This is a genomic window from Pseudonocardia nigra (assembly GCF_019396355.1).
GTDB classification, from domain to species: Bacteria; Actinomycetota; Actinomycetes; order Mycobacteriales; family Pseudonocardiaceae; genus Pseudonocardia; species Pseudonocardia nigra.
This window is the reverse complement of the sequence record NZ_JAHKRK010000499.1, coordinates 1-1,057: the sequence shown is the minus strand read 5'-3', so window position 1 is coordinate 1,057 and position 1,057 is coordinate 1. Positions and strand designations below refer to the sequence as shown.

The 1,057-nt window shown below is 58.0% G+C and carries 2 rRNA genes; both read right to left on the bottom strand.

The window, feature by feature from the left end:
• Positions 1-30: 30 nt before the first annotated feature.
• A 5S ribosomal RNA gene (gene rrf, locus KME75_RS41870) occupies positions 31-147 on the bottom strand.
• 100 nt (positions 148-247) lie between these two features.
• Positions 248-1,057: ribosomal RNA gene (locus tag KME75_RS41865) — 23S ribosomal RNA — on the bottom strand; the annotation flags it as partial.

Below are 1,057 nucleotides of genomic sequence, written 5' to 3'. Positions count from 1 at the left end.
CCGACCGGCGGGGACCCACTGAATGTTGAATGTCGGCAGCGACCTACTCTCCCACACCCTGGCGAGTGCAGTACCATCGGCGCTGGAGGGCTTAGCTTCCGGGTTCGGAATGGGACCGGGCGTTACCCCTCCGCCATAACCACCGACAACACTATCAACTTATCCTGCAGGTGGATGCGAACACGCACCCCGACCACACAATGTGTTTGTGTGTTCAGGGTCGCACAGTGGATGCAAACAACTCGTCATGAACAAGCCCTCGGCCTATTAGTACCAGTCAACTCCACCCCTCACAGGGCTTCCATCTCTGGCCTATCAACCCCATGGTCTGTGGGGGGCCTTAACCACGCAAGGTGGTGGGAGACCTCATCTTGGAACGAGCTTCCCGCTTAGATGCCTTCAGCGGTTATCCCTTCCGAACATAGCCAACCAGCCGTGCTCCTGGCGGAACAACTGGCACACCAGAGGTTCGTCCGTCCCGGTCCTCTCGTACTAGGGACAGCCTTCCTCAAGTCTCCTACGCGCGCGGCGGATAGGGACCGAACTGTCTCACGACGTTCTAAACCCAGCTCGCGTACCGCTTTAATGGGCGAACAGCCCAACCCTTGGGACCTACTCCAGCCCCAGGATGCGACGAGCCGACATCGAGGTGCCAAACCATGCCGTCGATATGGACTCTTGGGCAAGATCAGCCTGTTATCCCCGGGGTACCTTTTATCCGTTGAGCGACACCCCTTCCACCAGGAGGTGCCGGATCACTAGTCCCGACTTTCGTCCCTGCTCGACCCGTCAGTCTCACAGTCAAGCTCCCTTGTGCACTTACACTCAACACCTGATTGCCAACCAGGCTGAGGGAACCTTTGGGCGCCTCCGTTACATTTTGGGAGGCAACCGCCCCAGTTAAACTACCCACCAGGCACTGTCCCTGAACCAGATCATGGCCCGAGGTTCAGACACCCAATTCGACCAGAGTGGTATTTCAACAACGACTCCACAACCACTGGCGTGGCCACTTCACAGTCTCCCACCTATCCTACACAAGCCGAACCGAGCACCA